Annotated in this window: 25 protein-coding genes; 13 read left to right on the plus strand and 12 right to left on the minus strand. The window is 51.0% G+C overall.

Annotation, left to right across the window (positions count from 1 at the left end; translation table 11 throughout):
- Window positions 1-212: 212 nt before the first annotated feature.
- Entirely contained in the window at window positions 213-638 is a 426-nt protein-coding gene (locus JVX88_RS30520) for a ketosteroid isomerase family protein (protein WP_211622206.1), read from the minus strand.
- A gap of 700 nt (window positions 639-1,338) precedes the next feature.
- Between JVX88_RS30520 and JVX88_RS30525 the strand changes: the two genes are divergently transcribed.
- Both JVX88_RS30525 and ggt read left to right on the plus strand, forming a co-directional pair.
- On the plus strand, window positions 1,339-1,527 hold the full coding sequence (locus tag JVX88_RS30525) for a hypothetical protein (RefSeq protein ID WP_317134496.1): 189 nt from the start codon (window positions 1,339-1,341) through the stop codon (window positions 1,525-1,527).
- Window positions 1,524-2,864: a gamma-glutamyltransferase gene (gene ggt, locus JVX88_RS30530; RefSeq protein WP_211622207.1), complete on the plus strand. Its 1,341-nt coding sequence runs from the start codon at window positions 1,524-1,526 to the stop codon at window positions 2,862-2,864. Before JVX88_RS30525 ends, ggt begins: the two co-directional genes overlap by 4 nt.
- A gap of 3 nt (window positions 2,865-2,867) precedes the next feature.
- On the opposite strand, the gene JVX88_RS30535 is transcribed toward ggt, so the two are convergent.
- Window positions 2,868-4,424 carry a sensor histidine kinase gene (locus JVX88_RS30535; RefSeq protein ID WP_225931777.1) on the minus strand — a complete coding sequence of 519 codons (1,557 nt, stop codon included), beginning with the start codon at window positions 4,422-4,424 and terminating at the stop codon, window positions 2,868-2,870.
- An 88-nt stretch (window positions 4,425-4,512) separates the two neighbouring features.
- On the opposite strand from JVX88_RS30535, the gene JVX88_RS39520 reads away from it, so the two are divergent.
- From JVX88_RS39520 to JVX88_RS30550, 3 genes are all read left to right on the plus strand, one after another.
- Window positions 4,513-5,847, plus strand: a complete 1,335-nt coding sequence (locus tag JVX88_RS39520) for a low-complexity tail membrane protein (protein ID WP_317134497.1) — start codon at window positions 4,513-4,515, stop codon at window positions 5,845-5,847.
- Window positions 5,819-6,409, plus strand: coding sequence for a hypothetical protein (locus tag JVX88_RS30545; RefSeq protein ID WP_317134498.1), 591 nt, complete (start codon window positions 5,819-5,821; stop codon window positions 6,407-6,409). Before JVX88_RS39520 ends, JVX88_RS30545 begins: the two co-directional genes overlap by 29 nt.
- A gap of 182 nt (window positions 6,410-6,591) precedes the next feature.
- Window positions 6,592-7,263 (plus strand): cation:proton antiporter, encoded by a 672-nt coding sequence (locus JVX88_RS30550; protein ID WP_211622209.1) that lies wholly within the window; start codon window positions 6,592-6,594, stop codon window positions 7,261-7,263.
- 87 nt (window positions 7,264-7,350) lie between these two features.
- Here JVX88_RS30550 and JVX88_RS30555 read toward each other — a convergent pair whose 3' ends face one another.
- Window positions 7,351-8,313 (minus strand): 3'(2'),5'-bisphosphate nucleotidase, encoded by a 963-nt coding sequence (locus tag JVX88_RS30555; RefSeq protein ID WP_211622210.1) that lies wholly within the window; start codon window positions 8,311-8,313, stop codon window positions 7,351-7,353.
- Between the two features lie 88 nt (window positions 8,314-8,401).
- On the opposite strand from JVX88_RS30555, the gene JVX88_RS30560 reads away from it, so the two are divergent.
- Window positions 8,402-8,674, plus strand: coding sequence for an FAD-dependent oxidoreductase (locus JVX88_RS30560; RefSeq protein ID WP_211622211.1), 273 nt, complete (start codon window positions 8,402-8,404; stop codon window positions 8,672-8,674).
- Between the two features lie 97 nt (window positions 8,675-8,771).
- On the opposite strand, the gene JVX88_RS30565 is transcribed toward JVX88_RS30560, so the two are convergent.
- From JVX88_RS30565 to JVX88_RS30580, 4 genes are all read right to left on the minus strand, one after another.
- A complete protein-coding gene (locus JVX88_RS30565; protein ID WP_211622212.1) occupies window positions 8,772-8,951 on the minus strand; it encodes a hypothetical protein in 180 nt (59 codons plus the stop codon).
- Between the two features lie 299 nt (window positions 8,952-9,250).
- The gene (locus JVX88_RS41285; protein ID WP_263975317.1) at window positions 9,251-9,436 is read right to left on the minus strand and encodes a helix-turn-helix domain-containing protein; all 186 of its coding nucleotides are present in this window, start codon (window positions 9,434-9,436) and stop codon (window positions 9,251-9,253) included.
- Window positions 9,437-9,463: 27 nt separating this feature from the next.
- A complete protein-coding gene (locus tag JVX88_RS30575) occupies window positions 9,464-10,057 on the minus strand; it encodes an ABC transporter ATP-binding protein (RefSeq protein WP_317134499.1) in 594 nt (197 codons plus the stop codon).
- A 56-nt stretch (window positions 10,058-10,113) separates the two neighbouring features.
- Entirely contained in the window at window positions 10,114-11,316 is a 1,203-nt protein-coding gene (locus JVX88_RS30580) for a serine protease (RefSeq protein WP_211622213.1), read from the minus strand.
- Between the two features lie 10 nt (window positions 11,317-11,326).
- On the opposite strand from JVX88_RS30580, the gene JVX88_RS30585 reads away from it, so the two are divergent.
- The 5 genes from JVX88_RS30585 to mscL all read left to right on the plus strand — a co-directional run bounded on the left by JVX88_RS30585 (window position 11,327) and on the right by mscL (window position 15,057).
- A complete protein-coding gene (locus JVX88_RS30585; RefSeq protein WP_211622214.1) occupies window positions 11,327-11,467 on the plus strand; it encodes a hypothetical protein in 141 nt (46 codons plus the stop codon).
- Window positions 11,468-11,906: 439 nt separating this feature from the next.
- Window positions 11,907-12,929 carry a S8 family serine peptidase gene (locus JVX88_RS30590; RefSeq protein ID WP_211622215.1) on the plus strand — a complete coding sequence of 341 codons (1,023 nt, stop codon included), beginning with the start codon at window positions 11,907-11,909 and terminating at the stop codon, window positions 12,927-12,929.
- A 62-nt stretch (window positions 12,930-12,991) separates the two neighbouring features.
- Window positions 12,992-13,867 carry a helix-turn-helix domain-containing protein gene (locus JVX88_RS30595; protein ID WP_211622216.1) on the plus strand — a complete coding sequence of 292 codons (876 nt, stop codon included), beginning with the start codon at window positions 12,992-12,994 and terminating at the stop codon, window positions 13,865-13,867.
- A gap of 211 nt (window positions 13,868-14,078) precedes the next feature.
- Window positions 14,079-14,396, plus strand: coding sequence for a hypothetical protein (locus tag JVX88_RS30600; RefSeq protein WP_263975318.1), 318 nt, complete (start codon window positions 14,079-14,081; stop codon window positions 14,394-14,396).
- Window positions 14,397-14,676: 280 nt separating this feature from the next.
- Entirely contained in the window at window positions 14,677-15,057 is a 381-nt protein-coding gene (gene mscL, locus JVX88_RS30605) for a large conductance mechanosensitive channel protein MscL (protein WP_211622217.1), read from the plus strand.
- A gap of 343 nt (window positions 15,058-15,400) precedes the next feature.
- On the opposite strand, the gene JVX88_RS30610 is transcribed toward mscL, so the two are convergent.
- The gene (locus JVX88_RS30610) at window positions 15,401-15,730 is read right to left on the minus strand and encodes a hypothetical protein (RefSeq protein WP_211622218.1); all 330 of its coding nucleotides are present in this window, start codon (window positions 15,728-15,730) and stop codon (window positions 15,401-15,403) included.
- On the opposite strand from JVX88_RS30610, the gene JVX88_RS30615 reads away from it, so the two are divergent.
- Complete coding sequence (locus JVX88_RS30615) at window positions 15,729-16,046, plus strand: ferritin-like domain-containing protein (protein WP_211622219.1); 318 nt, start codon at window positions 15,729-15,731, stop codon at window positions 16,044-16,046. The genes JVX88_RS30610 and JVX88_RS30615 overlap by 2 nt on opposite strands.
- Window positions 16,047-16,053: 7 nt before the next feature.
- Here JVX88_RS30615 and JVX88_RS30620 read toward each other — a convergent pair whose 3' ends face one another.
- The 4 genes from JVX88_RS30620 to JVX88_RS30635 form a co-directional block, all read right to left on the minus strand.
- Window positions 16,054-16,983 carry a YihY/virulence factor BrkB family protein gene (locus JVX88_RS30620; RefSeq protein ID WP_211622220.1) on the minus strand — a complete coding sequence of 310 codons (930 nt, stop codon included), beginning with the start codon at window positions 16,981-16,983 and terminating at the stop codon, window positions 16,054-16,056.
- A gap of 120 nt (window positions 16,984-17,103) precedes the next feature.
- Window positions 17,104-18,603, minus strand: a complete 1,500-nt coding sequence (locus JVX88_RS30625) for a WD40/YVTN/BNR-like repeat-containing protein (RefSeq protein WP_211622221.1) — start codon at window positions 18,601-18,603, stop codon at window positions 17,104-17,106.
- A gap of 180 nt (window positions 18,604-18,783) precedes the next feature.
- Window positions 18,784-19,410, minus strand: coding sequence for an alpha/beta hydrolase (locus JVX88_RS30630; protein ID WP_211622222.1), 627 nt, complete (start codon window positions 19,408-19,410; stop codon window positions 18,784-18,786).
- A gap of 42 nt (window positions 19,411-19,452) precedes the next feature.
- On the minus strand, window positions 19,453-19,971 hold the full coding sequence (locus tag JVX88_RS30635; RefSeq protein WP_263975319.1) for an alpha/beta hydrolase: 519 nt from the start codon (window positions 19,969-19,971) through the stop codon (window positions 19,453-19,455).
- Between the two features lie 42 nt (window positions 19,972-20,013).
- On the opposite strand from JVX88_RS30635, the gene JVX88_RS30640 reads away from it, so the two are divergent.
- Entirely contained in the window at window positions 20,014-20,310 is a 297-nt protein-coding gene (locus tag JVX88_RS30640) for a PepSY domain-containing protein (protein WP_211622224.1), read from the plus strand.
- Window positions 20,311-20,687: the final 377 nt, after the last annotated feature.

The following is a 20,687-nucleotide window of genomic DNA, read 5'->3' on the forward strand; positions in this document are numbered from 1 at the left end:
ATGTAACCCGCTTAGACCGCTCACTGCGGTCTTTTTGCTTTTTTGTTACAGCCTTTTTCAGGCTAGTGAAGTACGAAAAACGGGGTGCAGGGGCACTGCCGCTATCGGTCGTATTTTAGCGACTTTGGGGGACCGAAAGAAAGGATCAGCGCCGGTTGAAATTAGAAGTAACGAAAAATTACTTTACTATTGCCAATGCTCCTAATCTGGTTCTACTGCTTCAAATGCAATAGCTCTCGCAGAGCTGCAAGCAGTTTAATCTTGACAGAACGAATTTCTGAGTCGGGGCTGATCACAAACTGCCAACTCACCCGAACGCTGAACAATGGCGTTTGCACCTGACCAATCACCCGCACCTCAGTTTCACCAGTCGGTAGGCTTGTTTCGTTACTCTCTTGCGGAATTGCCCTCATTCCTTTTGCTTCGGCGGCTAAATAGCTAGCAATCGCTTCTCGCCCTGCAATTGCTGACTCGAATGGTGGCAAGAGCTGACCCTCGGCAGCGAAAAGATTGGCGACAGCGGTAAAATTAGCCTGATCGAAATGGTTGAAGTAAGACAAAACTACAGCGTTGGTGAAGAGCTGCAACGGCTCTGTTCGGGCTGGTTCTGTTCGGGCTGGTTCTGTTCCTGGCGCCATCCTAATGGAATCTCTCAATTCCTGATTTGATTCAGTTGGCTCAGTGGTAAGAGGGTCGAGGTCAGCGTGGGTCATTGTAATTCTGAGTAACCTTCTTAAACTTTTCTGAAGCTATCAGTTTGTGCAACGCCAAACCTATTCCTAGAGTCAGAACTTCTGTCTAGTTTGTGGAGAATTTGGCTCAAATCAAGGGGTTTAAAGTGGGCAATTCAGGGCATACTATCGTCATCCCTTTCGGATAGGGAGAGCAGCCTCCTGGCAGAAATGCTGGGGGGCTTTATCGTGGGTAGGAGTCAGGAGTCAGGAGTCAGAGAGTAGTTAAAGCAGTTGGCAATCTGCATCTTGCTCTTTAAACTCTGCCTCAGCAGGTTCACTCCATGGTGAGTTATTGGGAGTTTTGTTAGTCAAGGTTGGAATCCGGGCACCTTGGTAGCAGCACACCATTCGATCGACACCCGGTACTTTGCGCCGGGTTTTTTCTTGCGGATCTCTTCGTCTGGCTCTTTCAGGCAACAGAACGCCAATCCAGGCAGACGAGCCGGCTGAAGAATTGGTAGAATCTATAACCTAGGTAACTCCGGTTAGATCTTCAGGTAAGCAAAACTGGCCTGAGTTAGAGCGGCGTCTGCAACAATGCCGTCTGAGTATTAATCTGAGTAGCAAGCATCAATCTATCTCTCATTTTCGCGCTGGGCAAATTATGACTGAGTTTCCCCGTCGGTATCACATCACTACGTTTGGCTGCCAAATGAACAAGGCGGACTCGGAACGGATGGCTGGCATCCTGGAAGATATGGGGTTTCAGTGGTCAGACTCTCCTGAACAGGCGGATTTGGTTCTCTACAACACCTGCACGATCCGCGACAACGCTGAGCAAAAAGTGTATTGACGCGCGGATACAGGGCGGCTGGCGTGCCCGGGACCGTTGCTGGATTCGAACTTGCGTTCAAAAAGCACGGATCCGGAAAAGTTAAATGGGAAGATCTGGTAGAACCCGCCCGACTGCTTGCAAAGGATGGGTACATACTTTCATACCGTCTTGCCGAAATAATGAAGGCGTATGCTAGCGACCTTCAGCTCTATGAAGACAGCAAGCGGATATTTCTGAATGACGGGAAATTTTTCGAAGCAGGGGATCGCCACATACAAAGCGATCTGGCGACAACGCTGGAACGTATCAAGCAGCATGGTGCCAAAGGTTTTTATGAGGGCCGGACAGCGGACTTGATAGCCGCCGACATGAAGGCGAACAATGGACTGATCACGCTTGAAGATCTGAGGAATTACAAAGCCATCGAACGAACGCCTTTGAGAGGCAACTATCGTGGCCACGAGATAATCACAATGCCTCCCCCAAGTTCCGGCGGTGTGGTGATGCTTCAGGTATTGAAGATGATGGAGCGTTATAACGTCGCGGAAATGGGGGCAGGTTCGGCGGCTAAGATCCATCTTTATGCTGAGGCGTCGCGGCGTGCTTTCGGTGACCGTGCCGAGTATATGGCAGATCCAGATTTTGCAGAAGTTCCTGTCGCCCGTCTCCTGGACCCGACCTATTTGTCGAAACGGATGGAAAGTTTCGATCCGGTGAAAGCATCCGCAAGCAGGGAAACGCGTTACGGAGCACTGCAAACCCCAGAAGGCACGGAAACCACACACTATACGGTTGTTGGTCCGGCTGGAGACATTGTTTCAAACACTTACACCATCAACGATCTTTTTGGTGCAAAGGTTACAGTAAAGGGAACGGGAGTGCTTTTGAACGACGAAATGGACGATTTTGCAGCACGTCCGGGAGTGCCAAATCTTTTTGGATTAGTTCAGGGGGAGAGGAACAAGGTTGAGCCCGGAAAGCGGCCACTGTCTTCAATGACGCCAACTATCGTATTGCGGAAAGATGGCACGCCATGGTTTGCCGTTGGAGCTCGCGGAGGACCGCGGATCATCTCAGCGGTAATGCAGATAATCTCAAATATGATCGATCACGGGATGGATATCCAAAGTGCGATAGACTATCCGCGGGTGCATCATCAATGGTTGCCGGACGAGCTTATATATGAACGAATAGGCTTCTCTCCTGATACACTTAAGATCCTTGGCAGTTATGGGCACACTTTGTCCAACAGGCTTGGCAATATCGCACAAGCAACCGGCATTGAAATAGATGAGAAGGGCATTCGTGTAGGAGCGATCGATCCTCGTGGCGATGGGGAAGCTATTGGTTACTGATCCTTATCGAGCAGTTTCGTAGTTCCCTCGGTAACACTTCCGGGTACAGAAAGCTCGTCGGTATCCGGTGCACGCCATGAGCCTTGTGCCGCCATGCAGTTCGACTAAATGCCGCACAATTGCTAGGCCCAAGCCCAAGCCCCCATAGCGACGAGTGGTGGTGCTGTCTGCCTGCCGAAACCGATCGAAAATAAACGGCAGAAAATGGGGAGCAATGCCCTGCCCTGTATCCTTTACTACAATTTCCACCTGAGCTTGGTGCCGCTTCAAAGCCACATCAACTCGGCCTCCCCTCGGCGTAAATTTGATCGCATTGGAGAGCAGATTCCAGACAATCTGCTGCAGCCGATCCCGGTCGCCTAAAATTGGCCCTACTGTGGAATTCAAGTCTGCTTTGATTTGAATTGCTTTTGCTTCGGCAGCTAGATACACAGTATCGATGGCGGCAAAAATCACAGCCGTCAAATCCACTGGACAAACATTCAGCCGCAGCTTCCCACTAATAATCCGGGAAATGTCGAGTAAATCCTCGATTAGCTGAGCCTGAGTTTCAGCATTGCGTTCAATTGTTTCCAAGGCGCGGGCAGTGGTGCCTTCATCAAACTGACGGCTCCGCAGCAGTCTGGCCCAGCCCAGAATCGAGTTGAGCGGCGTGCGGAGTTCATGAGAGCAAATCGACAAAAATTCGTCTTTAATCCGGTTGGCTTCTTGAGCAGCTTGGTAAAGGCGCGTGTTTTCGATAGCTACAGCAGCCATCTGGGCCAACTGCACCAACACGGCCTGATCGCTTGGGCTAAATTCTCCGCCAGCTTTGTCAGAAACATGAATCAAGCCAATGTTGATCCCTTTACGTCCCACTAACGGTGCAGCTAAAACTCCCCGCATGGGCGGATGTTGACCAACCCGACGGCTAAAAGTTCGCCAGATTGGATGGGAGGTCAGATCGGCTTGGGACAAATTCAACGGTTGGGTGATGTGATGCACCAAGGTAAAAATGCCGCAAGAATCAGGAATTTCATCGGGCTGTCGCCAATTTATATGCTTATCTGAGTAGGCAATCACTTCCGTCGCCTGTCTGCGTTCCTCATCCAATACCAGACTGATAATAGCTTGATGGGCGTTGGTCAACGAACGCGCCTGTTCTGCAATTAGATTCAGCGACTCATCGAGTGAATTGGCGGAATTAATCGCCAAGGCTGCTGCCATTAAGCCTTGCAGTTGAGCCACATACTGTTGGGAGTCTTGCACGGCTTTGTAGAGCGAGGTCTCGGCTTGCTTGCGATCAGTGCAGTCTCGCATCACCTTGATGAAGCCCTGCAACTCTCCGCTTGAATCCCGCAAAGCCGTAACAACACCCGATGCCCAGAAGCGAGTGCCATTTTTGCGACAATGCCAACGCTCATCCTCGGCTCGGCCTTCGGTACGGGCAGTGGCTAATTCCTGTTGTGGCACCTGAGCAGCGACATCCTCCGGTGTGAACATCAGAGCAGCAGGTTGCCCAATAAATTCTGGGGGTGGAACCCCTGCACCCCGTTCAAACTCAAGAAAGGATGGCTGTATCTAAGTTATCTATAAGCAGGCTTGCCTGTTCTCCTAGCATTTGATCCTGGCAGCGGTTTAGGTTTCCTTCTACAAAACGTGAACAGGCGTGGGCCAAGGTTCCGTGCAGTATTACGATGGCTATAGTGCTGTCTGGGAGAAGGTCATGCAGTCGGTCATACAGTCAACAAGGTCAGAGCCATATCTCTGGGTACATTTGGCAGGGATTGCGGCAGTGCCCATTTTCCTGGAGCTGTGTTTGTTGGGTTTGAAGGCGGCTGAAGCTAGCCTACCAGCGGGGCTGGTGTTTTTGCTGGTAGCGGTTATTGGCATCGGGCCGGTATTTTGGATGCAGTGGCAGCGGCCTTTCAATATTTTTAGCTTAGTTTTTCTGGCGCTCAAACCCAGTCAACTGACTGAAACCCAACGACGGATCCTAGCCCGATTCAAGACTCCCCTGGGAAAAATCATCGCGGTAAGCATGGCGATTGCCGCCCTGGCGATTTTGTGGCAGCTCAACCAATGGGTGCCGCTGGTGGTGATCAAGGCTAAGCTGGTGCCCGGTGGCAGTTTCGGTGGGTTGATCTTAGCCGCTACCAGCTTTCTGCTCACGAATCTGTTTCTGCAAGTGCCAGCAAGTGTGCTGCCCGTGCTGCTGACTTCCGATCGGCTATTGGTTGCTACAGGCCCCTATCCAGTCAAGGATATTGCTAGAGACTTTACGATGATTGGGTTTCAGGTCAAGCAAATTCTCCCGCCCTTGACTCCCAGGCTAAAGCCGGAAAAGGCCAATGCTGTTGCAGAATCGGTCGCAGAATCAGTTCCAGAATTGGCTGAAGAAACAGGAACGCCAGCCGTTACCCCAGAGCCTGTTTCACCAGATGTCCCCAGTCAAGAACCGCTTTCAGTCGATGCAGCACAGCCCGCCTCCCTGCAATCAGCCCCTCTGCAATCGGTCCCTCTGCAATCAATTGAGACGGAAGCAACGTTGCAGGAGAGTCAGCCCAAACCGCATCAGCCCACCTCGGCACAACTAGAGGCAGACGCGTCCTCGCTGGAAGCAAATCCAGTCGAGGAGCCACAACTGGTTGCACCGGAACTAGAGGACAGCCAATCCCGAGATTCACAACCTGTAATGTCAGAAACTCTGCCAGCCGATGTTGTTTCTGAGGATTCGTCTCAAGCTGGAACTGAGAGTGACCAACGTGAGGCAGATCCAACCGCAATTGATCATCAGGTTGATCACCCAATCGACCCAGAAATCGACCCAGAAGTTGCTCCAGAAATTGATCAAGCAATTGATCAAGCAATCGCCCAAATTGACGAGCAACTGGCTGCCGACCAACCTCAAATCCTCGAATCGTTAGATACTCAACTGATCGCCGACCAGACAGCGAGACGATCTCAGCTTTGCGATGATGCCACCCTTTGGCAGTTGGGTTAAGGCGAGGGACGAGGATTCAGGTAACCAAATTTATGCGGTGGTTTACCACGTCACGACAAGCCCAATCGATTCGGTCCATCGGGCTAGGGCACTGGGACTGTCTCTACAAGAGTTAAGAGACCAGCAGCCGCAAATTTTTGCCATGCTCAAAACCGAATTCCGAGCTGCGATTGTGGGCTATCAGCCGCCTTTGGACTCCGTCCCGCAAACGCGAATGGACTCCGTCCTGCGAACGGAACGAAATGGCTCCAGCCGTCAGGCCATCCTCAGCGAAACGGTGTACCAGCACCTGCCTCCTCGGCCACCCCAGGTGCATCAGGCTGTTTACTACTGCGAACCGGAAGAAATTGTTCACTTCAGTCAGCAGCTCGATTTTCTCAGAACCCTGCTTCAGGTCAACGGCGCTCCAGTTGATAGTTTGACTGCGGCTGCAATTCGGGAGATCTATCGCCTACGGAAAGCTGATCGAGACTGGTTAGTGCAAGCAGGCCGCACCCTAAGCCTGTTGCTAAAAGACGACTACGATCGGCTGCGAACTATTCTGAGCCAAATTCATCTCTGAGCCAAATTCATCTGTGAGTAAATACCATCCATAAGTACATCTCTAAACAGATTTTTGCCTCTATGCTTTTAAGGTAGTGTCACCGTAAGCAGCCTTTTGCGGCCTAGCACCTCTTGTGCCGCAGTCATACCGTACTTGTGCCGTGCTTGCGCCATCAACCTATCTTCCTGAACTAGGAATCTATGCATCTAGAGCCAATTGTTTCCTTTGCGATTCTGCTGGCAATCATTTTGATCGTGCCGCTGATTTTTGAGCGTTTGAAATTGCCAGGCATTCTAGGGTTGTTGCTGGCTGGAGTCCTACTGGGACCCAACGGTCTTCAGGTGCTGAACAACGACTCCGAAACCATGCGGCTGCTCTCTGGCATTGGCCTAGTGTATCTGCTGTTCATGGCAGGATTGGAGATCGACCTAGTGCAGTTCCGCGCTACCAAGTACCGTTCCGCCGGGTTTGGCTTTCTTACCTTTGCTGTGCCTCTAATTACCGGCACGATTGTAGGGCGATTGTTCGGGTTTGATTGGAATCCTTCGATTTTAATTGGCTCCTTGTTTGCCTCCCACACGCTGTTGGCCTACCCGATCATCAGTCGGCTAGGCGTGGTGAACAACGAAGCTGTTACCGTCACGATCGGTGCAACCATCTTTACTGATGTGGGAGCTTTACTGGTTTTAGCCGTCTGTGTCGGAATCAACAAAGGTAACTTTAGCGCCCTCAGCTTGGGGAGCTTGCTGCTCGCCCTTTTGATTTATTCGGCTGTGATTTTGTTTGGCTTCAGTTGGTTGGGCAAAGAGTTCTTTCGGCGGTCTGGCGATGGTTGGCGACTGGCATTTTTACGATTGCTACGTTGGGTTTAATAGCCCTGAGTATCCAACTTCTGATTCGGCAAGGCAAAGCCGAGGAATCTTGAGCCAGAGCAACCGCTGATGCACCCGCTATGGAGTCTAGGCACCTTTTAAGGCGGCCAACACGGCCTCATGACAACTGCCGTTGCTCACCACAACGCCTTGATTTTCGGTGAGTTTGTAATCCAGCGCGAAGTTGAGCGGTTTGCCATGCATGTCGGTGACTTTGCCGCCTGCTTCTTCCACCACAATCACGCCAGCTGCATGGTCCCAGATTTTTTCGCGGTAATCCGGCGTTTTGGGAGAAGGCAAGCGCAAATACAGAGCTGCCTCACCGCAAGCCACGACGGCATACTTGGCCTGACTATCCATTCGCAAGGGGGCAGCCGTGATCCCAACCGCTTGAGCAACGGCGTTTTGTTGGGTCTGATCGCCATGCCCTGATTCCACACTTTCAACAAAGCGGAAATTTGCGGCATTCGCGGAACGAACAACCTGAATCGGCTGCGGATCGCCTCCGGCCAGGGAAGTTATCGTTGCGCCCTGATGGCGCACTGCTACCAACAGACTACCCGCATCCCCTACCAGCGTCAGCGCCGGACAGCCTAGAACCCCAACTTTGACTTCCCCGTCTTCTATGAGCGCCAAGGCTACAGCATATTGGTCGCCGCGCAGAAATCCCTTAGTACCATCGATTGGATCGAGCGTCCAGTAGCGGGAGCCAACCTGCCCGTTGCCTTGGTTAATCCAGTCAATTACTGCATCGGGCGTCGCTTCGGTCAAGATTGACCGCACCTGCTCGGTCACTTGGGATAAGTAGGGGGCCATATCAGGCTGGCTCAGGGCGGCGGCATCTTCCTCAGCCACAATCGGATCGTTAGGAAAGGCATCTGCAATCAGTTTGCAAATAATGGCCTGAGAGCCGAAATCGGCAATCGTAACTGGGCTGCGGTCTCGCTTTTCAATTGCTTCAGCCTGAATGGTTTGGCGGACCTGCTGACATAGTTTGGCGGCCAGCGTCACAGCTTTGATCGCAACTTGCGTTTCGAGTTGATAGGACATGCAGTCTTTGTTCCAATCGGGTAATCTTTCCAGTTATATCCTAAGGTGAGCAGGCAATCAGTCAGGAATTGGGAGGGATTGGGTAGAGATGACCACAGACTGGATTGTGGTAGGCAATGGGCTGGCGGGAGCGGCCCTCAGCTACGAATTGCAGAAAAGCGGTTTTTCGGTTCTGCTCCTGGACCGGTCAGACCATCCAGAGAGCGGCACGCGCTACAGCTACGGCGGCATTGCCTACTGGTCGGGCACCACAGCGCTGATGCAGCAACTCTGCCAGGAGGGAATCACGCTGCACCGTCAGCTCTCGGCAGAACTGGAGAGCGACACCCAACCTTTTTCCGAGATACCGAAGGCAGTGTAATTATAGGGGTTGGATACAACTTCTGATTTGAGGAGCCAGGATTCCAATAAATCTGGCTCCTGGCTTGTTCACAGCAAGATGACTAAATAGGCTGGGTTTAGGGTGAAGTAGTCGGAGTGGGGGTGGGGCTGTCAGCGGGTGCTACTGGGCTGGTCTCTGGAGCCACGGTTGGACTAGTATCAGTTCCGCCGGTTCCGCCCGTTCCAGCGGGTTCACAAGCACCTAGAAAAACCGAAACTCCTACCAATGAAACCAATGCTATAACGATTTTGCTCATAACTCCTCGCTTGAACTGAATGAGAGGCTATTCAACCGCATCAAAGCGGCAAGCTAGTCTGGGAAGACGATTTTCGCTTGAGCTATTGTGAAAGCTGTCTGTGTTGGTCGCCTCTACCCAATGACATAGATTTTTGGGGTGGAGGCTTGTTACTCCTGCATGTCTAGCCCTAGCCAGAGTATTGCCGAGTGATTTTTGTTACCAGCAAGTCACTCACTTTTGAGAATATTCTTCACAAGCTGGAAGTTAGTCTAGAGAAGTGGTTGGAGTGTTGTCTACTCTGAAAAAAGCATTCACCCCTAAAGAAGCTTTTTGCCCCACAAATCGTCTCTGGGCGTAATGCCAAACTTACGCTTAAACGCGGCTGCAAAATGCCCCAAGTTGGAGTAGCCTACCATTGCGGCAACCTCGGCAACTGTGTAATGACCTGTGTAATTACCAATAGATTCCTTGATATTTAGTCTAATATTTACCCTACTATTCACATTTCGGTACTCCAGGGGTTCGACGATTCACCGCATTCCCATTTGCACGAGCCATAGGCTGGCATAGATGCCCTGCTGCTCCAGTAAACGATCATGGGTGCCTTGTTCGACCAATTGACCTCGTTCCATCACATAGATTTGGTCAGCGTTGCGGATGGTTGATAGACGATGGGCGATGGCAATTGTGGTGCGGTTACGGGTGATTCGGTCGAGCGAGCGCTGGATGGCGGCCTCGGTTTCGTTATCGACGGCAGAAGTGGCTTCGTCCAGAATCAGAATTGGCGGATCTTTAAGAATGGCGCGAGCAATCGCTAAACGCTGACGTTGACCGCCGGATAACCGTTGGCCGCGTTCGCCCACAATCGTGTCGTAGCCGTGGGGCAACTGTTTGATGAATTCGTGCGCTTCGGCATTTTTGGCGGCCTCAATCGCGTCGGCTAGCGTAGCTTCAGGACTGCCGTAGGTGATATTTTCCAGCACCGAACCGTGGAACAAAAATACATCCTGGCTCACCCAGCCGATGGCCCGCCGCAGATCGCGCAGTTGCAGGTCGCGTAGCTCGATGCCGTCCAGCATAATGCTGCCCGATTGAATGTCGTAGAGCCGCAGTAAGAGCTTCACTAGCGTACTGGCCGATGAAGCATATTAGAGAAGACTAAATTATCCATTGAGAGAATCTAACGCGGACCAGTAAGTGTAGTCGGTGAATTACCGGTCGAAGAATTAGTGGCCGCCGTCGTTTGGCTGTTTCCTGACAATATCTGGTCCGGCGCCTGCCACCCAGCTTGCATCAACAGATCGATCGCAAAACGTATCGGCACGGCCATATTTACCGCAGTGTTTTCGGTGAAAACTCCGAAGTTAACACCGATGACCTTTCCTGTCTGGCCAAACAGTGGAGCTCCTGAGCCTCCCTCGGCAGTCTTCGCATCGTGAACGATACGGCGCGTGTCCAGATCGGTGATCGCCCCTTGCGTCGTCAATGGGACGATCTTCTTTGACTGTGCTAGGAAATTGATCAGATTCTGTCTGGATCCGCCGAATCGTGCGTTGATAGATTTTGCTTCGTCGTCTTCTACCATTGCAAGCAGTCTATCCGGACCATTGGGATAGCCCATAGTAACTACTGTTTTGCCGACCGTAACCGAATCATCATCAGTTTCAAGCGGAATGACCGGCAGATCCGCTGGCAGCGTTGTGGGATCGATCGTCGCAACTGCGATGTCTTCGCGACCTCCAGTCTGACGGACCGTCAATCGGTAAGGTTCAGCATAATTTGGAAAATATACTACTAGGCTTTTGATCCGAGCCCGGCCGTTATTATCCCGCATCATCGTTTTTACAAGGTCGTCTTCGGTCCACGGCTGAATAACGTGACGGTTTGTAACGATATAACCACCGCCGACATGGAAACCAGTGCCGATAAAATCGTATTCTACGGGGCTTCCTCCGCCTTCGGTCGTAAGTCCGAATGATGGATTGGCTGGCACTGAATCTCCTTCCGAAACTGACGGGGAGACCGGCATACCATGTGAACTTCCTGGATCTTGATATCGAAGGACCTTTCCGCTGCGTCGATCGACAAGCTGATAAATGCCGACTACAAGGCATATCCCACGTCCGTAGTCGAGTCTAACTGTTTGCGCTAAAGATTGAAGGCGAATGGCTTCACGACTGGTCCGTTCGATCTCGCCAAGTTGGTTACTGGCGTTGCTTAACTGGTCTTCAAGTCGGACGATCAGCTCTGCCTGTTTTTCAACCCGCTCGCGAGATGCTCTCAGTTCGGAGCTTACGGCATAGCCGATATAAAGCAATCCAGTAAGAAATCCAACTATTAGAACAAGTGCTATCGCCTTTGTCGTCCAGCTTATCTCCCGCATCAATTCGCGGGTGAATTCACGAAGAAAGGCTTTTGCATCGTCGCGTTGGGGCGAAGCGGCTGCATCGAGTGCAGCCTCTGCAATGAACGGTGCTACCTGTGTCTCTGGACGCTTGGTTGATATCAGCGAGGGTTTCTCGGCAAGAGCGTAAAAGCCGAACGAGACCTCAGTACTTCAGGAGTTTGAGTATCCGCCGGAGCACTTTCGGGCAACGATGGGGTCTGAGCTTGGGCGGTTGGGGATAGCAACAGGAGAGAGGCAATAGTCAGAGCTGGCAGCAATCGGCCTGTTGAAAAAACTTGAAGAGGAGCAGACGATACCATGAAACTATCCCAGATTGTGTAGTCGCGGACGGGTTTGATCTTAGGGAATCTTACCATTACGGTGCAAAGTTTAAATTTCTTTTCAGATGGCCAGAAAAAAAGCGGCGACCAAGCTTGCTTAGACTGCTGTTCGCTCAGGAAGTTCCATCAGCAACAGCTGATTCAATAGGCAATACCAAAAAAATGCCGAAAAAATGCCACGTCCAATCTCAACCGAACGCAATAGAATACAACTTCTAGTAATGAACCCTGAAAGAGGTCGAGTGGATGACAGATGCGAGGAAGCTGCCTCTATCCCCTGAGGAGGTATTGCCGGAGGAGTCTGTGTTTGATGTTGCCCTGCTGGATCCGGTGGTATTGCAGCGGGGGGGAGAGGAGCTGACGCTCGGAAAGGTGAATGATCGCTTTGTTGTTTGTCCAGCAGCGGGGTGTTCAGTCGCGGCGGTGCTTGAGGCGATTCAAGCTACTGATGTCACACCCAGCTCAATCCTGCCTAATCTGCTAGAAATTCGGGTCGCTCCCAGTGATTTAGACGATTTGATGCAGCAGGCTCGTTCTGCCACCGCTACTGCCTTCGCCAGCCATGTATATCAGATGTACGAGAGTCCGGGGACATTGCTGTACCCAACCGATCAGATCACGCTCCAGTTTGCTGAATCACTGGCTGCTGAGCAGATGCACCGAATTGCGGCGGCGGCTGGACTGCGCATCCTCAAGCTGATTACTAGCGTTCCTAAAGCATTTGTGTTTCAGGTGACGGCCTCTGCCCCAGCCAATCCCCTGAAGTTGGCCAATCAGTTGCTCCAACATCCAGCGATTTTGTTAGCAGAACCGAATGTGGCTGTGCTACGCCAGCCCTGCTACCGTCCGCGAGAATCAAATTATGCTCAGCAGTGGTACCTCAACCATGAAGGCGGTGCGGATCTGGTGCCGGGTTCCCATATTTTTGCTGAACCCGCCTGGAATCTAACCAAGGGCAAGCGTTCCGTTACAGTCGCCGTAGCCGACGACGGCTTTGATTTAGAGCATCCCGACCTGCAGAGTGAAGGCAAAATTGTGGCAGCAGTGGAGCTACAGCGGGGTGGTCTACCGTTGGCTCAATCCAGTGAAACTCACGGTACAGCTTGTGCTCGGCTGATCACGGCAGACGAAACCGGCAAAGGCATGATCGGTGTAGCGCCCGGGTGTGCCTTGATGCCAATCGGCGTAGGTCAGTTTATTGAAGACCAAACGATCGAGCAACTTTGCCAGTGGGTCATTGAAAACGGCGCGCCATCAGTGATAGGTTGAAGCTGAACCCTTTTCTCTGAACGGTTTCTCTGCCAGGCTCTCTTAGCGATTCAAGTGCTGCGATGACTGTCAATCCCTTAGACCTCTTTGCAGGTAAACCTGCGATCACGAATCGGTCCATCCACATGGACCGGGGATTAACGGTTCACTATCGACATGACCTGCCTGGGGCACTAGATGCACCACAAGGGCTGAGCCACCACATGCTGACGTTCTTTCTGTCTGTCAATCAGCGCCAAGTAACGCATCTGGATGAGTGGGGCGAATATGATGGCAAGATGGAGCCTGGAGATTTTTATCTCTGTCCAGCAGGTCGCTATGGGTTTACTCGCTGGCAGTCGGTAGACAAAACGCTACATATTGTGATTCAGCCTAACTTCTTGGACAGAATTGCTACTGATACCGAGTGCATTAGCCCCGGCAGTATCGAGCTTTTACCGGTTTTGAAAGCATCTGATCACAAGCTTGAGAGCCTGGTTCAGTTATTTTTGGCTGAGCTGGATCAGAGTAACCTGGGAGAGAAACTGTATCTGGAATCCCTCAGCTCTATGTTGGGGGTGCATCTATTGCGGCGATACTGCAACATCACACCCGAATTTCGTCAGTACTCCGATGGACTGCCCCCTCATAGGCTCAATGCAGTACTTGAGTACATCCAGGCCCATCTCCACCAAGAGTTGAGCTTAGACGAAATTGCCACCCAAATTGGTATGAGTCGGTGTTACTTTGCCACCCAGTTTAAACAGGCGATGGGAATTACGCCTCACCAGTACGTGAGCCAGCAGCGGGTAGAGAGGGCAAAGCAGTACTTGCGCTTGCATAAGCTATCAATTACGGACGTTGCCCTGGAGTGTGGCTTTGCTAACCAGAGCCATTTGACTAAGGTTTTCAAAAAACAAACGGGAACCACGCCCAAAGCCTATCGTGAGCAACTGTAGAAGGCTGTATATCGTTACTGGATCCGGCGGTAAACACTGGTAAATCACTGACCAATCATTCAACTTGAGGCTTGAAGACAATTTTGTCAAAAGAATCGACAAAAATTCGAACATTTGTGAAAGATTAAAACAATCTAAAACCGGTAGTGTAGCTGTGTAAGCTGCACTGAAGCGAGGACTCTATGACGGTTTTGCATCTTGAGGTGTGCTTATGAAAGCACCTGCGGCTCGGATGTCTGATGTTTTACTAACGGCGCTGGCTCCAATTTCTTGGGGCACAACCTATGCCGTAACCACCGAATTTTTGCCGCCGAATCATCCCCTCCTAGTGGCCGCCCTCCGCTCGTTACCCATTGGCCTTTTGTTAATTGCAGGCTTGAGAAAATTGCCCCAAGGCGTTTGGTGGTGGCGCATTTTACTGCTGGGTAGCCTCAATATCGGAATTTTTCAGGCGCTGTTATTTGTTAGAGTTGGAAGCAGAGGTAGAACTAGAGGTAGGAGCAGGACAGAATTTCTAGCTCCTACCTGATTTCTGTCAGCCTTAAAACCTAGACTGAACCCGCAATTTCCGCCAAACAGCCTGCTGCGAAATTGGCTGGATGCCGTATTATTTGGCAACAGGGTTTCTACTAAGTGGGTGAGCATAATTAAACATAAAACCCAAAACCCTGCGCGTTCGGCGCAAGGTTTTGAATCCGGTTTTTAATTATGCCGAGGTACTTAGAGAAAAATCTGGTGATCCGGCTATCGGATAAATTCTATTGAGTCTATTGAGACGAATGCTACCTGGTGAATGAGGAGTAGAAATAATGGCAAGACGTAGAGCAACAGGATTCCTGAAAGATTTTCAAGACTTTATTAATCGCGGCAACGTGGTTGAGTTAGCTGTTGCGGTGGTAGTAGGTGGGGCGTTCGGCCAAATTGTAGATGCTGTCGTCACCTTGGTTACAGGAGCAATCCTTAATCCTACGCTCCAAACCTTGGGAATTGATCGGATCAGGGACTGGCCTGCTGGTGAACTGCTGATCGCAATCATCAACTTCCTAGTGATTGCCTTTGTCGTGTTTTTAGTTGTGCGAGCACTAGAGCAATTTAAGCGGAAAGAAGCAGAAGTAGCCCCCGATCCCCAACAGCAGCTTGCAGACGCCGCGAACCGATTAGCCGCAGCGCTTGAATCTCGGCAGCTTTAATCTGGATTAAACTCACCCCGCTGCAAGGCGGGGTATTCCGGTTCACGTGATCAAATACAAACGCCCCAAGGGGCGGGGAATTCAACCCGAAACAGATTAAACAGCACGAACAAAGACAGGGCGTTACTCAACAAGCCTCAACAATTGATTTAAACAAAAACTCATGGACAACCAAATTCCCCAAAGCCATAGCAACAGGAGGGCCAGAAAAGACCAGCCCCCATCACCTGCCACCTGATCTAGAGCCGTCAGAATAACCAAAATAACCAGAATCAGCGGTCAACTCCCTACTCCCTACTCCCTACTCCCTACTCCTACTCCCTACTCCTTAGAGCCACCCCCTCTAAGTCAAAATAATCCCCGTCTGGGGCGGCAGAGCCAAAAACAGATTATCGGCAGTCCAAATCACTTCGATGGTGTCTTTTACAGGAGTTTCAGAGCTAGACAGTGCTTCTGCCGATGCTTCTGCCCACTCTGGTGTTTCCCTCGTGTTAAAGAGGATATAGCTCGGCTGGGCACCCAATCGCGTTCCAACTGACTCCAGGTCAATTTTGCCGTAGGTATCCGCCGCATTGACAGCAATGATCAGCACATCCCCCTCAAAGATGCGAGCAAACACATAGGTTTTGTGATCTTCGCCCAGGAATCGGTATTCCCCAACCCGAAGGGACATGCGAGCATGGCGCAGCCCAATCACCCAAGCGACCGAGTCGTTGCTGCACGCCCAGCAGGTCGGCGAAATTCTCACCGGGCTGGAAGGCCACCCTTCGCTGCGGATTGCCCCGATCGAAGAATCCCACCGCCATTCGGTACAGGATATTTTGCAGGAGAGCCTTAACCACGAGAAACGTGCCCTAGCTTTGTATAAGAATCTGCTAGATGTGGTAACGGATGCCAGCATTTATCTAGAGGAATTTGCCCGCTCCATGATTGGGCAGGAGGAAATGCATAATCTAGAAATTAAAAAAATGCTGAGGGACTTTAGTTGAGGGATGCTCAATAGTCCTCCTCGCTGGGTGGCACCTCTTCTTCTACAGTTTTCACCCGCACCGCGTGCTTGCTGGGTCGGAGGCCACTACCGCGTCGTCTAGCATAGACCTGGGTAAACTCGGCTCCAATCAACAGGATTTGAGCAGAATAGAACACCCACAGCAGGATGATCACAATGGAACCCGCAGCCCCATAGGTAGAGGTAACCCCACTGCTACCCAAATAGAGGCCAATCAGATACTTGCCAATGTTGAACAGCAGTGCAGTCACCGCGGCACCAATCCACAGATCTTTCCAGGGCAAACGCACGTCTGGTAGAAATTTGTAGATTGAAGCGAATAGTAATGTGATCAGTCCAAATGAAATTGCAAAGTTAATAAAGCGAGCCAGTGCTGCGAAATCCTGTAAGTAATTAGTAAAAAAGGTGCTAATGCCAGCTAGAATGGCTGAGAGAATTAAGGAAACTAGCAGCAGGAATCCAATTACTAATACCATCGCGAAGGATAAGAACCTGGATCTAACAAAGCTTTTCCAGCCTAATCCTGGCTTTGGTTTGACATTCCAAATGGTGTTGAGAGCATCTTGCAGTTGACCAAATACGCCGGATGCACCAAACAGCAGGGTACCAACTCCGACCAACGTGGCAATTACACCGCCCGATTCGGTTCGTTGTGTGTTCTGAATCATGGCCTGGATTGCCTCGGCTCCATCCCGGCCAATTAGTCCCTGGATCTGGGCGACGAGTTCACCCTGAGCGGCCTCTTCCCCAAAAATACTGCCAGCTACCGCAATCGCAATCAGTAGCAGTGGAGCCAATGAGAACATGGTGTAATAGGCCAAGGCCGCTGCCCACAATGACACTTTATCGGTTTGCCATTCCTGAAACGTCTCTTTCAGTAAACCGACAGTAGTTTTTAACCGTGTTTTTAACTGCATAGCACTGCTTAAGCCTGCCTAGTCCTGCGGTCTTATTCTGAATTACAGATTGGGTAGATAGCATCCATCTGATGGTAAGGATTCGGATCAGCCCAACTATAGAAATTCAATCAATCAGCTTTATCCTGAGCGATGTCTCCTACCGTACCATTCACGGCTTGCAAGTAGTCCTGAGGCGTGAGCTGAATCATGGATGGCTCCGCCCCGGCCCGCGATCCAAAGATCTGAACCGCCCCGGTAAGCAACCGCCTGCAAAAGCCGTCCGGTTATGTTTGATTGGACAAGCCAGTTCTTGCCTCCATCGGTCGTAACAAGAATGCTACCGAATTCGCCTACCGCGATCGCCTCGTTCTCGCCGACTGCTTGGACAGCAAATAGATTTACCTGGAGCGGCGATTCAAGATCCTCCCATGTCTGTCCGCCATCGATGGTCTTTAGAATGACACCGCGAGTGCCTACCGCATATCCCGAATTCTCATCATAAAAACTCAGTGAGTAAAGACTCTCCGCAACATTTGTCCGTATCTGGTTCCACGTTCTTCCGGAATCAGCCGTTATAAGGACCGTGCCGCGATCGCCGACAATAATGCCCTTGGTTTGACTAACGAATTCAATATCTTCGAGCCAAGCACGGGTGCCGGATGCGACCCGTTCCCAATACGAGCCGGCAGTATCTGTTCTGATGATCGTTCCGTCCGCACCGACTGCGTATCCGACCCTCTCCGTGATGAATGATACGCCGAATAGGTCTTCCGCTATTCCTGAGATTCCTGCACCCCAGCTTGCGCCGCCGTTGATCGTTCGAAGAACGGTGCCGCCATCGCCGACCACCCAGCCGAGTTCTTCGTTAAGGAAATCCAGCGCGTTCAGATTCCGCTCGGTATCCGAATAAACAGGCAGCCATTCGCGGCCTCCATCATTTGTTATCCAGATTCTTCCCCTCCCGCCGACCGCTACACCGATGCGATCAGTGAACATCGACAGGTCATTCACGTCCTCGCGTCCGCCGGTCAGGAGCCGTTGCCAGCTAAAGCCGCCGTCGTCGGTACGTACGATCAACCCATTCTCACCAACGGCCCAACCCGTGAACTCATCAGCGAAAAAAAGCGCAGAAAGTTTCGGATTGGTCCTTACGTTGAATGGCAGCCACGTGCGCCCGCCGTCACCGGTCAACCAAACCATCCCGTTAGAATCTGACATCGATCCTTTTTTCTCATCCGAAAAACATAATGAAAGAAGGTCGGCACGGCTGAAAATCTCACTTTTTGACCAGGTGCCTCCTAGATCCTCAGAAAATGCGACGCATCCGCCTGCTCCGGTAACCACAATCTTCTGGGCCTCAGGGACTGCTATTCCATAAAGCCGAACGCTGCCGCAGGGACTCGACTTGATCCATGTGGTTCCGGCATCCTTCGTTATTAGAACGGCTCCGGATGCGCTAATTGCGACGGCCGTGCGTTCATCGAATGCAGCCACACGCACTAGATGCTCATCAGATCCAGACGCCACCGTTTTCCAATTCCGGCCGCCATCTTCGGTACGGACCACCCTCCCGTAAGTTCCGACAGCCCATCCAATCCGCCCTTCGCCGGGAGAAAATGTTACACCTGACCTTCTCAAACTTTTGTTAGTGAAGATGGCAGCACTGAAATCCAAGTCGATGTGACACTCGGTGAACCGGGAGAAATTGAATCAGTCGCCGTTGATGGCATCATGCGTGTTCAAAAAGGTGAACAAACCGTCGAGATTCCCGTTCGAGGCGATGCAGGTTGTTGAGAATGGATCAGTCTGGCTGTAGAACTAGCGATTTGGGGTCGGCTCACAATCGCAAACTAAACCCTCCAGCACTGTTTGCACCGCAGCTACAATTGGTTCAACTCGATTTACAATGCCCTGCACATCCCTGGCAAAGCTGAGCAGCGAGCGGCCATCGACATACAGCTCCTGAGTCGGGTAATTTTGTAGAAACTCCAGCAGCGACAGCTGACTATCATCGCTGAGTGACAAAACCAGCGCCGAGCGGAGTGCCTGCACATTAGCCCGACGTGATTTGGTATGCAGCGTATTGCCAACTTGATCCAGGACAAATTCACCCGGCAGCGAGTTGCCAACTCGATCTACCAATCGCAGGCTGACTCCTACCTCCTGGGTTAACACCTGCTGCAGGGTCTCAACCTCTAAATTAGCAACATTCAGATACCAGCGAATCTGTCTGGTGGTTTGGCCGGTTTCAGCTAGCGCTTGCAGATCGGCAACGGGAATCGAGCGCCCTAGGGGACCGAAGGTAAACACAACTCGCTCCGCCGCACGAGCTGGAGCAGCCGCCAATAGGGTCGCCGCTCCTATACCAACTAAACTGCCAAAACTGAGAACTCTACATCCGACTGGGCCAAACCATGCTGGACAAGCAAAGGGAGCAATTTTCATAACAGATTCCTAAGCAAAGGGAACGCACAAAGCAGCCTGCGATCAGGGAGTTTGGGTAGCGGTGCGCTGATCGAGACAGTTGACGGCTGTATTGGGTGTGAGTTGGGATTGTGGTGAGTTAGATGTTGATGTAGACGTTAATGCAGATGTTGGTGCAGATGTTGGTGTAGATGTTGATGCGGTGGTGGCTGCCTCACAATCACAGACAATTCTTTGCAAATAGTCTTTAGCGACCTCAAGAGCTGGCAGAATCCGCTCTACAAAGGCGCTGACATCGTTATAAGTTGTGACCAATCCACTAATATTGAGGGTGACCTCAGGAATCGGATAGTTTTCCAGCACCTCTAGCACGGAAATTTGCTGGTCCTGAATCGAGGTCCGCACCGCTGTCCGCAGGTCGGCCAAATCCGAAGATCCCTGAATCAATCGCTGGAGTTGCAGCAGCACAAAGCGACCAATCGAGCTGTCAAGAAACTCGGTCTCTATCGTCTCTAGGGTCCCTGGCAGCTGAATCGGCGTCGCGAGCGCCCGTTGGATAAGTGTAGGGTCCTGACGATTCAAGTTTAGGAATTCCCTCGCTTCCTGCGGCAATGCGCCTGAGTTATGCTGCCGCTTCTGATCACGGTGCTTACAGGCGTTTCCTATCGCTTGGGTAGAAGCTGGTTTGGCTTGACCAGAGACCAAGCCCACTGGTTGATGATGCTCCACGAAGGTGAATATCTAGGAGAAACGCTGGAACCCGTCTATGTATTGCTGAACGGTCTTGGTGCTCTATGGATGTTGATTACGGGCGCAACTATGGTTTGGCAAAATATCAGCAAATCGAAATGGATGCGTCGATTAAGCAAAAGTACAGTCAGCGAATCGGCAACTGGCGGTTCTGAAGGAACATCAGAGTGAATTAAGTTGCTCAGCTAGGAATTTAAAATAGGAACGATTGATTAAATCAATTGGTAATGCTTACGTATAAAAAATGAGTGGGAAAACAGGTGATGTTATCAAATTGACATGCATCCCGTTTAGGCTAAATTCGGTTAAGATTACAGGCTCTACTCTATTTGAAAGCCAGTTTCCAGTTTATTGAAGGCGAGTTTGAAAGCCAGAACTTTTTGTATTTTGCTTAGCAGGTACATTTTTTCTATTGTTTTCTCTCTATAGCCATCCTGTAGATAGATGACAAATATCAATCATCTAAGACACAACAAAGGCAAAACTAGACGCGATACAATCACCTAAGCGCTTGCTTAAAAATCTAAATTAATCTTAAAAATTTCCGA

The organism is Leptolyngbya sp. 7M (genome assembly GCF_018128485.1).

Excerpts from the sequence above, each read along its gene's own strand:
- JVX88_RS30520 (WP_211622206.1), bottom strand. The coding sequence starts at position 638 with ATGGCGCCAGGAACAGAACCAGCCCGAACAGAACCAGCCCGAACAGAG.
- JVX88_RS30525 (WP_317134496.1), top strand. The coding sequence starts at position 1,339 with ATGACTGAGTTTCCCCGTCGGTATCACATCACTACGTTTGGCTGCCAA.
- JVX88_RS30545 (WP_317134498.1), top strand. The coding sequence starts at position 5,819 with ATGATGCCACCCTTTGGCAGTTGGGTTAAGGCGAGGGACGAGGATTCA.
- JVX88_RS30550 (WP_211622209.1), top strand. The coding sequence starts at position 6,592 with ATGCATCTAGAGCCAATTGTTTCCTTTGCGATTCTGCTGGCAATCATT.
- JVX88_RS30555 (WP_211622210.1), bottom strand. The coding sequence starts at position 8,313 with ATGTCCTATCAACTCGAAACGCAAGTTGCGATCAAAGCTGTGACGCTG.
- JVX88_RS30560 (WP_211622211.1), top strand. The coding sequence starts at position 8,402 with ATGACCACAGACTGGATTGTGGTAGGCAATGGGCTGGCGGGAGCGGCC.
- JVX88_RS30565 (WP_211622212.1), bottom strand. The coding sequence starts at position 8,951 with ATGAGCAAAATCGTTATAGCATTGGTTTCATTGGTAGGAGTTTCGGTT.
- JVX88_RS30580 (WP_211622213.1), bottom strand. The coding sequence starts at position 11,316 with ATGCGGGAGATAAGCTGGACGACAAAGGCGATAGCACTTGTTCTAATA.
- JVX88_RS30590 (WP_211622215.1), top strand. The coding sequence starts at position 11,907 with ATGACAGATGCGAGGAAGCTGCCTCTATCCCCTGAGGAGGTATTGCCG.
- JVX88_RS30595 (WP_211622216.1), top strand. The coding sequence starts at position 12,992 with ATGACTGTCAATCCCTTAGACCTCTTTGCAGGTAAACCTGCGATCACG.
- JVX88_RS30600 (WP_263975318.1), top strand. The coding sequence starts at position 14,079 with ATGAAAGCACCTGCGGCTCGGATGTCTGATGTTTTACTAACGGCGCTG.
- mscL (WP_211622217.1), top strand. The coding sequence starts at position 14,677 with ATGGCAAGACGTAGAGCAACAGGATTCCTGAAAGATTTTCAAGACTTT.
- JVX88_RS30615 (WP_211622219.1), top strand. The coding sequence starts at position 15,729 with ATGCGAGCATGGCGCAGCCCAATCACCCAAGCGACCGAGTCGTTGCTG.
- JVX88_RS30610 (WP_211622218.1), bottom strand. The coding sequence starts at position 15,730 with ATGTCCCTTCGGGTTGGGGAATACCGATTCCTGGGCGAAGATCACAAA.
- JVX88_RS30620 (WP_211622220.1), bottom strand. The coding sequence starts at position 16,983 with ATGCAGTTAAAAACACGGTTAAAAACTACTGTCGGTTTACTGAAAGAG.
- JVX88_RS30630 (WP_211622222.1), bottom strand. The coding sequence starts at position 19,410 with ATGAAAATTGCTCCCTTTGCTTGTCCAGCATGGTTTGGCCCAGTCGGA.
- JVX88_RS30640 (WP_211622224.1), top strand. The coding sequence starts at position 20,014 with ATGCTGCCGCTTCTGATCACGGTGCTTACAGGCGTTTCCTATCGCTTG.